Source organism: Thermogemmatispora sp. (assembly GCF_019683635.1).
Classification (GTDB): Bacteria; Chloroflexota; Ktedonobacteria; order Ktedonobacterales; family Ktedonobacteraceae; genus Thermogemmatispora.
Window position 1 is genome coordinate 1 of sequence record NZ_JADGIA010000207.1, and the last position, 8,845, is coordinate 8,845.

The following is an 8,845-nucleotide window of genomic DNA, read 5'->3' on the forward strand; positions in this document are numbered from 1 at the left end:
GGCTTCGGGCCAGAGCCAGGCGAGCAGGCGCTCGCGATGGGCCTGGCGCCCAGGACAGCACAGCAGGGCCTTGAGCAACTGACGGGGATAGGCACTGCCCCCCAGGCACGGATCGGAAGGGGGGCAGTGCCTATCCCTGGCGTCGTTCCAGGCAGAAGGGGCCACAGAGCCAGACGCGAAAGAGGGGACCAGTCTCCAGCGAGGACGCAGCACGATCACCGTCCATCAGATGCCCTCTGCTCTCCGCTTGCTTGTTCCATGTGAGAGTGACTCAGGAATGCCGATATGTAGCTTTACTCACTCAGAAGTATCCAGAAGCCGGGAGTGGAATGCAAGGAGCACCATGGATGGCACGGCCCTGGGCCGAGTGCCTATCCCAGGTCCAGGATGGTGCGGGTGCTCACAGGAGCGAGCGGGTCCCTGGGCAACAGAGAGGGCACGTCCTCCAGGTAGTGGCGCTGCATCAGGGGAGCGGGTCCCGTCTGCTCGGGAGCAGCGGGCGCCGCCCCTGTCGACGTGACCACGGCGGGCACGGCGGAGGCCGCCTGGACCCGGGGCCGGCGGCGCGGCAACAGGGAACGCAAGAAGGCCATGTTGGGGCTCCCTTCTCAGAGTTCTCATTGTCTCATCGTCAGGATAGACAGATGACCTGATAGCATCTCATCGGCTGGCTCCTGGGGAGAATGCGGGCTCCGGCTCTCCCCTCGGACCCTTCCTTGTCTACCTGGCACTGGCGCAGAGCACGGTGCGGGCAGGCATGGATGCACCGTCCAGAGGAGCTGGAGCAGGGTTGCGGCAAGATAGCCTGCGAACAGGTCCTCCTTCCAGCCTCAGATGCATACTTGCTCATCTGCTGTTTTGTCTCTCTGGAGAGAATACTACCAGGAGGAAAAGACGCGCAGGGAAACCTCAGAACGGTATTGCACACGCTTTGCACATGCACAGAGCCCAGCCCTGCCAGGTACCCTCAGCAAAGAGCATCGGAAGAAGAAACAGCTGGGGAGGAAGAAACTTCCTTTCAAAGAGGGGGGAGACGGCTTCTCATCACATGCTACCGATGAGCTCGATGAGCTCTTGGACACGGCGATCATTGGGGAACCGTGTCTTCAGAGTCAGCGCGAGATCTCTCACCTGTTGCATATTATCATCCCTCACTCGTATACTTCACAGTCTCATCATTGCATATTTGTATCAGTTACCGTTTGAGATGAAGCCTCCGACGGATCAACCGTTCCACTCAGGCGTAATATCAGCGTCCCCAGGCTGGCGGCAATGACGCCAGAAACCAGGATGGCCAGCTTCGCCTGTGTCAAAGCAAGCGTTTGAGTTTCTTCAAAGGCGAGATCGGCAATAAACAGCGACATGGTAAAGCCAATGCCGGCCAGCGTTCCGAGACCTAGCAGATGCCGAAAGCGGACTCCCTCCGGCAGCTGGACAAGGCCCAGGCGGCTCGCCAGCCAGGAGACCGTGACGATGCCAATGGGCTTGCCAAGAAGCAGCCCGAGCGCCACGCCTACGCTCACGGAGTTGAAGAGCTGATCAGGAGCACCCTCTAAACGGACACCAGCGTTGACCAAAGCAAAGAGAGGAATGATCACAAAGGGGACACTTCTCTGCAGATGATATTCCATGCGCTGAAGAGGAGCCTGAACATCCTTACAGGCCATTTCGAGCGAGTGAATGAGGCTTTGCTGGCGCTGATCCAATAGCCATTGCGGCAAACCTCTAACAACCTCACGGGACCCCTGAGCAAGCAGCTCCTGGCTTTGAGCCATAAAGGTCGGCAGATCTAGCCGCGCCCGCGCAGGCATAAGAAAAGCCAGGACTACTCCAGCAATGCTCGCATGCACTCCCGACAGGAAGAAGGCCAGCCACAGCGCCAGACCCAACAGCACGTATGGCCAGAGCCGACGCAACCCCAGCCACCCCAGCAGGAACAGCCCTCCAGCTACTCCTCCGGCAGCAGTCAGAGCCACCCAACTGATCCCCTGAGTATAGAAGATGGCGATAACCAGCACGGCGATCAGGTCGTCAGCAATGGCCAGCGCACTCAGGAAGACCTTGAGAGCGGGCGGGAGACGACGACTCATCAGAGACAGGATAGCTAGTGCCAGAGCAATGTCAGTCGCCATCGGGATGCCCCAGCCTCGCGCTGTAGGCAAGCCAGCGTTCCAGAGAAGGTAGATGATAGCCGGGCAGGCGGCGCCGCTGACCGCTGCCAGGATAGGTAAAGCGGCCTGCCGCGGCGTAGATAGCTCTCCTACCAGGACCTCGCGCTTGAGCTCCAGACCCACTAACAGAAAGAAGATCGTCATCAGACCATCGTTAATCCAGGTATGCAGTGGGTGATCGAGCTGGGCACCAGCCACTCCGACTGTCAGATGAATTTCTAGCAGATGAAAATAACTCGCAGACCAGGGCGAATTGGCCCAGAAAAAGCCGAGCAGCAGTGAGCTGACAAGCAGGAAACCGCTGGCCGTTTCCGCCTGCATGAACTCATGGAAAGGGAGCAGAGGAAGACGTCTCCCAAGAGCAAGAGAGCGCTGGCTTTCGGTGCCTTGCCCATGTCGAGAGATTCGCACCATACCCTCCTTCTGAGAAGGTGACACGAAGGGAAAAAATACCGGGCGCCGACCAGGCTTCCCGGCACTCCTTATGAGGTTAAGCTACCTTTTCTTGCTCTATTGTACTCGATCTGGCCAGGATCAACAAGACAATTTCACCGCCAGGCTTCTGCTCCTGTGCTCCAGCCTTTCTCTTCGAAGGTCTCCCCATCGGCGAGGTCTGGATCGGCGAACATACAGTAACCGCTACTCCCGCTCCTCCGAAGTGGCATGGCTCGGCCATTGAAATTCTGGCTGCTGTCTAGACTTTAGGAACGCTTTTACTGCTATTAATGATAATTTCATCAAAGTGTTTTATACTGTTTATCCCCTCCATCTGTCTGATGGCACTCTCCTGGCCATACCCACGCTTTTGGGGATCGTTCGAACCTTCGCCCATGTCGAGACGCAGCCCGAGGCGGGGAAGGAGTCGGACAACAGCATAATCGGTCTGCCAATCCGTCCTATTTCTGCGAGCCTTGCCCTTGATGGGCGCGCTCCTGCACCTGCTCAGCTTCTCCCAGGGACCAGGGCAAGCCAGGATGTGTGCCTGGAGCAGCAGCCTTCGAGGTGGAGGATTTGAAGAAAGGATTGCGCAGGCTTTGGTAAAGGCAGGCCCCCAGGCAGGTTCCCAGGAAAGGACCAAGCCAGTAAACCCAGTGACCTTGCCAGGCGCCAGCAAGCAAAGCCGGACCGAACGAGCGTGCAGGGTTCATCGACGCGCCACTGATCGGCCCGCCCCAGAGCGCATCAAGCGCTACTGTGGCCCCGATAGCCAGTGCAGCGGTCTGGCCGATAGCGCGTGGATCAGTGGCAACGGCCATGATGACGAACATGAGCACTGCCGAGAGCAGGATTTCCACGCCCAATGCCTGCCAGGGGGACCCTTGGGGGACGGTGGCGCCTAGCTGGGCAGTAGTCCCCACAAGCAGGCGTAAGATCGTTGCACCGATGCTTGCACCTACGAGCTGGGCGCCGATATAGCAGGGGACCTCACGCCAGGGAAAATGCCGCGTGACAGCGAAAGCCACAGTCACCGCCGGATTGAAATGGGCACCAGAGAGATGGCCGCAGGCAGCGATCATGGCAAAGATGACCAGGCCGAAGGTGAGAGCCACTCCCAGATGTGTGAGTGCTCTCGTCTGAGCATCAACCACGATAGAACCACACCCCGCAGTCACCAGGACAGCCGTCCCCAGCAGCTCAGCCCCAGCACGACGCGGGAGCCCCGGTCGCTCCTCTCTCTGCTCCCTCATACGGCAGCCGCTCCTGGCTGTTCTTGAGCCAGCCACTCCCGAATGCGCTGCTCCAGGCCATCGCGCACAGCCCGGAAGGCTGCCAGCTGCTCCTCCTCGCTGCCTTTCACCGCTGCTGGATCAGGAAAGCTCCAATGCAGTCGCTGCGCCTTGCCAGGGAAGACAGGGCACTGCTCTGCTGCCTGGTCACAGACTGTGATCACGACATCGAACGCCTGTCCGCGAAACTCATCCACTGACTTGGCTCGCTGTGCACTGATATCGATTCCCCGCTCGGCCATGACGCGTCGTGCCAGGGGGTGGACTTGCGAAGGGGCAATCCCAGCGCTGGCAACCTCCAGCTGGCTCCCTGCCAGAGCCCGGAGGAACCCTTCAGCCATCTGAGAACGGGCAGAATTCGCTGTACAAAGGACAAGAACACGCTTACTCATCGTCGCTCCTTGCTGTCTTTGGCTGCGGGAAACTGGTGTCTCCCTGAGAGTTACTTCAAAGTATATTGAGGCAATTTTCTTTGTAGAGTATACACGCATGGCAAGAGAAAAACAAGGGATGGAGGGAAAGGATCGCATCGTCTGTCTCGCCAGAGAAAATCATCAGTGGCACTCTGCAGTGGCTGAAGTCGCGCGGCCTCTTGGCGGAAGCCACAGGGCCGAACGACGAGACGGTTTTCCAGAGAGCTGGGGTCTTGACGCAGCCTAAGCCGATCGCCCCAGCGACTGAGGGCTGTTTTCTCACTGCTATGCTGCACCGTCTATGAGGAGCCGCTGTTGCTCCTGGCGCTGAGTGCTACCCAGCTGGGTCACTCGCTCATGGAGGCAGTGATCACTTTAGCGGTAGGTAGGTGCAGATAGCTACCCGGCGGCTCCGCTCCAGGGGCTGCTGGTCCGCGCTCAGCTCAAAGCGCTGCTTCGGCGCGGTCTGGCCTGTTGCCCTTCAATGGCAGTCTGGTCACGTCAGCGGCACCCGCAGGTGCTCACCGTTGCAGATCTGCAGATTGAGCTGATCGGATGACGGGTCTTTCGTAGGGAGTGGGCAGAAGATGCAGCGGTCGACCCTGCTGTTCAACCTGGTAGTGTATTTGCATTGGGCGAAGGGACGCGGCACTCTCTCCTCTCCACATCAGGCTTACACCTCATCCGTCTCCCTCACTTCCTAGTCGGACGGTGCACGGCGTTGAGCATCGCTTCCTGCGGGGAGGAAGGAGCGGAAGATCGTCTTCCGCTGCAAACCAGTGAGCTGCAGACCCGATGGCCGGCTGCCAGAGAAAGCGAGCAGAGAGGTCGAGAAGAGCAATCCGTACGGTCTGTTCTCATCACTGGGAAGAAGCGGGGCCTCATACTGTATGCGCTGCTCAGGAGGAAAGCACGACAATCGCTTCCTCCTCCTGAGCAGTTGAGAAGGACGTCCACTATCTCCGCTCGTTCGATCGCGCTGCTGACCCCTGGCGGTGTGAGGCCGTCTGGTTCCAGCGGCGGTGTTTCTGTCAAGCGCGATGTCCCGGAATACGCCTGATTCCTCTGCGATTCACTCCGGGTGCATGGCAACGATGCCAGGGGATCAGGCGATGCGGATGAGCAACAAGGCCCGTTGCTCATCTCCTGAGAGGGGGGCGTAGTCGCCACTCCTGGTCTGATAGAGAGCGACTTCCCTCCTGGCTGCGGCCAGCTTCTCCTCGGAGATAGGGTTTCTCCAGACTGCGACGCTGGTCAGAAGGACCGCAGCCATGATAGGACCACTGGCTCTGACCCAGAGAGGAGGAGCAAAGAAGAGCAGGATCAAGAGCAGGAGAACAACCACCGTGCCCAGCCCCACCGATGCCCAGATGCGCCACTGATGACGGCGATACCGCCTTTCCTGGAGCTTCACGCGCTCAATTGCTGTTCTCACGCCTTTCTGGCTGGTCGCTACTCTTCCTGCTCACGTATTGCCTGCCGCTTCTGTTCTGTTGCTTTCTGCAAGCGCTCCAGAAGGATGTGATCGGTCTACTGGCGGGTCTGCTCGATGGCAGCCTCGCGCGTGCTGATCAGATCCTTCTTGACTGCCTCGTGGATGCTGGTCAGGTCTTCCTTGATCTGCTGAACATACTGCTGTAGCTCGCTGGTATGCTTTTGCTGCAGGTCACGCAGCATCTGCTCAGCTTTCTGGTGCTCCTGTTCCAGCTGTTTTTGGGCCTCGATTAGCTGCAGTTGACGTGCGTGCTCTCGGGCCTGGTCCAGAAGGCGTTGCGCAAGATCGAAGACGCGGTTGCGTGCTGCGGTCTCTCCAGGGGCAGCTCCCCGCTTCGCTTCTTCGTTGCTCACCTGCTGGATGATCTCCTGGTAGTCCTCGTAGGGAAGCTCGCCGGCACAGTAGCGTTCGACCGCGTCTTTGACTGTGGCCTCCGCTTGCTGGTCCAGCAAACGCCCGGCCTCAGCGAGGAACGCTTTGGCCAACGACCCCTGGCCCAAGCCAGGGGTCGTTGACTGCAGCAGTACCACCTTTGAATGGTTACATCAGCGAGTGGATGCTGCTAGAGACGCTCTTGCAGAGCTTTGTTATATCCAATACTGGTGAAGGTGCTCTTGGCAATCGCCGGCGGAATGCTAGCACTGGCGGCAGGGATTGCTGTGACAACCTTCGTCCGCTTGCGGCGTTACCTTTCTGGCGCTACCGCGCAGTAAGGAAGCTGCAGAGGCCCACGAAGTCTCCCGTAGTATGCTGGCTGCAATGGCTTTCCTGGCCAGCGCTTGTTTAGTGCTTGAAGTGCTGCCAACCCTGATCATCCCCGCGCTTGATCACATCACCACGGCCCTTTTGGGGCGAAGCGTGCTCCCCGAGGTTGTGCCCCCGCTCTTTAGTGACCATCCAGGTGCCTATCAGCTGCTGGTGACGATCAGCGGAGGTCTGTTCCGGGGGCTGTTGCCAGTCAATGGCCTGGTGGTCATTGCAGCTCCCTCGTTGGCAACGATTGATTCGCCCAGCTACCTGTTCCTGGCGGAACTGCTCTTTGTGGGACTCCTTGTGCTCAGCTTACGCGCCTTGCGCCCACTTGGCAGGAGCCGCAAAGGGCCGGTCTGGGCTGGAGGTATTGCACACTTCACAGCATCTATGACCTACACCGACCTGGCCTTCAGCAATCCGATCCGCATCATTTTCAATAGCCTCTATCGCTCGCAAGTGAGATATGTCCTGCAGGCTGCAGCTGCCCGGCACCGTCAGTCAGGGGAAGATGGCTTATGAGCAGGAGATCCCTGCGCCGTTTGAGCGTGTCCTCTACCGACCGGGATGGCAGGCCCTACGCTGGTTTACATATTATGCCCAAGTCATTCAGTCAGGGAATATCAACCAGGATGTGGCCTATATCTTCCTGATTGTGTTGCTCATCCTCATCCTGCGAGCTCTCTGATCTGATACGGAGGAAGCGAACAATGTTTCAACGTATTCTCGCGGCAGTCGACGGCTCGGAAGTCTCTCTCTGGGCTGCAGAGATAGCGATCGAATTGGGAAGGCTAGCACAAGCAGAGTTGCATATCCTTTCTGTCGCGGAGACCCCTCCCTGCTACGTTTCGACGCAAGAAGAGAGGACTCTGGAACATCAGGCAGCGCTCTTCTATTATCAGGGGATTCATACAACGCTGCGTCGCCAGGCTGAGCGCCGTGGCCTCTCTGTGCGGACGGTAATCACCAGCGGCCACGAAGGTCAGGCGATTCTGGCCTACCTTGAGGCCGAGGGTTGCGATCTGCTGGTCCTGGGGGCGCAGGGGCACTCGAGCGTCTGGGGGGAAGCTCTGGGCAGTACGGCAGACAAGATTGTGAGTCAAACGCCGTGTAGTGTACTGATTGCAAGGGCTAAACCGCATCCTCCACTGTTCCAGCAGATCTTGATCGGCTTGGATGGCTCTGCGCTGAGCTGGCAGGCGTTTCGCATTGGTCTTCAGTTGGCCAAAGGACTCTCAGCCTCCCTCCATATCGCCTCGGTGGTTGAGGGATCGACAGCACCACCGCAGGCGCCTCCACCGCAGGCTTCGGAGAAGCCGCCTTCTGGAAGGCTCCATTGGGATTGGGAGAGTTACATAGCCTCTCTTCATGCATTGGCTGAGGCTGAGGCCCACCTGGCCGGTGTCGCTATTGACAGCCTTGCGCGTCGCAGCCATGCCAGCAGCACGCTGGCAGATCTTGTCAGTGCACTCAGGGTGGACCTGCTCATTGTCGGTGCAACGGGGCAGGAACATCCCTGGAGTACAACGAGCGGTGGAACGGCTCGCCGCGTGGCAAATGAAGCGCCCTGCGCTGTCATACTGGTTCGTCCACTCATACTCCAGCAGCGAGTGAGCTATATTATGACACAGGAGACTGCTGCTGCTGAAGAGACACCACTGGCAGAAGTTGTCCGTTACCTCGTGGATCAGGGGAGCAAGCTGCTGATCATTGTTGGTGAAACCCAACGGGTGCAAGGAGTCATTACGCTTGGCTCTCTGCTCGACCGAAGCGGCTCGTTCCAGCATCTTGACTGGCGACAGATAAGCGACGGCCTCCAGCTAGCCGCCACACTCCAGCAACTTTTGGCCACTGATCGGGTAGCCCGTGAAGTCATGAGGGAGCCTCTCGTCCTGAGCGAAGACACCCCGATTGAGGTCGCCGCCCGTTGGCTAACGGCCCACCAGATTACACGCACTCCAGTCGTTGACAGCCAGGGCCGACTTGTGGGGATGCTGGATCAGGAAAATATCTTGCGGTACTATACTGAGAATTTTCAAGATGGAGCAGATATTTCCGTTCGTCATAAGCATCCTTCCCAGAAGAGGAGGCCACAGACTGTCGGTGAGGAGTCTATTACTCCTGTGCCCGTAGTAACACTGGATACGCCCTTCTTTGATCTGCTGCTCCTTATTCTAGAAAAACACTTGTATCGAATAATTATTGTTAATGAGTAAAGCAACGCAATTGGAGTGATTGGAGACAGCGATTTGCTTGCGTCCCAGAGACTGCCTGTGCGGCGTAATCCTC

9 protein-coding genes are annotated in these 8,845 nt (G+C 58.4%); 3 read left to right on the forward strand and 6 right to left on the reverse strand.

Annotated features, from left to right (window positions below; genetic code table 11):
* Positions 1–371: 371 nt before the first annotated feature.
* From IRZ31_RS17850 to IRZ31_RS17875, 6 genes are all read right to left on the reverse strand, one after another.
* A complete protein-coding gene (locus IRZ31_RS17850) occupies positions 372–593 on the reverse strand; it encodes a hypothetical protein (protein WP_297156129.1) in 222 nt (73 codons plus the stop codon).
* Positions 594–1,175: 582 nt separating this feature from the next.
* Entirely contained in the window at positions 1,176–2,585 is a 1,410-nt protein-coding gene (gene nhaA / locus IRZ31_RS17855) for a Na+/H+ antiporter NhaA (protein ID WP_297156131.1), read from the reverse strand.
* A 482-nt stretch (positions 2,586–3,067) separates the two neighbouring features.
* The gene (locus tag IRZ31_RS17860; protein ID WP_297156133.1) at positions 3,068–3,859 is read right to left on the reverse strand and encodes an MIP family channel protein; all 792 of its coding nucleotides are present in this window, start codon (positions 3,857–3,859) and stop codon (positions 3,068–3,070) included.
* Entirely contained in the window at positions 3,856–4,290 is a 435-nt protein-coding gene (locus IRZ31_RS17865; RefSeq protein ID WP_297156135.1) for an arsenate reductase ArsC, read from the reverse strand. The genes IRZ31_RS17860 and IRZ31_RS17865 overlap by 4 nt, the downstream gene beginning before the upstream one ends.
* Positions 4,291–5,416: 1,126 nt before the next feature.
* A complete protein-coding gene (locus IRZ31_RS17870) occupies positions 5,417–5,746 on the reverse strand; it encodes a hypothetical protein (RefSeq protein ID WP_297156137.1) in 330 nt (109 codons plus the stop codon).
* A gap of 95 nt (positions 5,747–5,841) precedes the next feature.
* On the reverse strand, positions 5,842–6,291 hold the full coding sequence (locus IRZ31_RS17875; protein ID WP_297156139.1) for a hypothetical protein: 450 nt from the start codon (positions 6,289–6,291) through the stop codon (positions 5,842–5,844).
* Between the two features lie 262 nt (positions 6,292–6,553).
* Between IRZ31_RS17875 and IRZ31_RS17880 the strand changes: the two genes are divergently transcribed.
* The 3 genes from IRZ31_RS17880 to IRZ31_RS17890 are packed head-to-tail and all read left to right on the forward strand — an operon-like array spanning position 6,554 to position 8,772.
* On the forward strand, positions 6,554–7,078 hold the full coding sequence (locus tag IRZ31_RS17880) for a hypothetical protein (protein WP_297156141.1): 525 nt from the start codon (positions 6,554–6,556) through the stop codon (positions 7,076–7,078).
* Positions 7,068–7,244, forward strand: a complete 177-nt coding sequence (locus tag IRZ31_RS17885) for a hypothetical protein (protein ID WP_297156143.1) — start codon at positions 7,068–7,070, stop codon at positions 7,242–7,244. Before IRZ31_RS17880 ends, IRZ31_RS17885 begins: the two co-directional genes overlap by 11 nt.
* A 22-nt stretch (positions 7,245–7,266) precedes the next feature.
* Positions 7,267–8,772 carry a universal stress protein gene (locus tag IRZ31_RS17890; protein WP_297156145.1) on the forward strand — a complete coding sequence of 502 codons (1,506 nt, stop codon included), beginning with the start codon at positions 7,267–7,269 and terminating at the stop codon, positions 8,770–8,772.
* Positions 8,773–8,845: the final 73 nt, after the last annotated feature.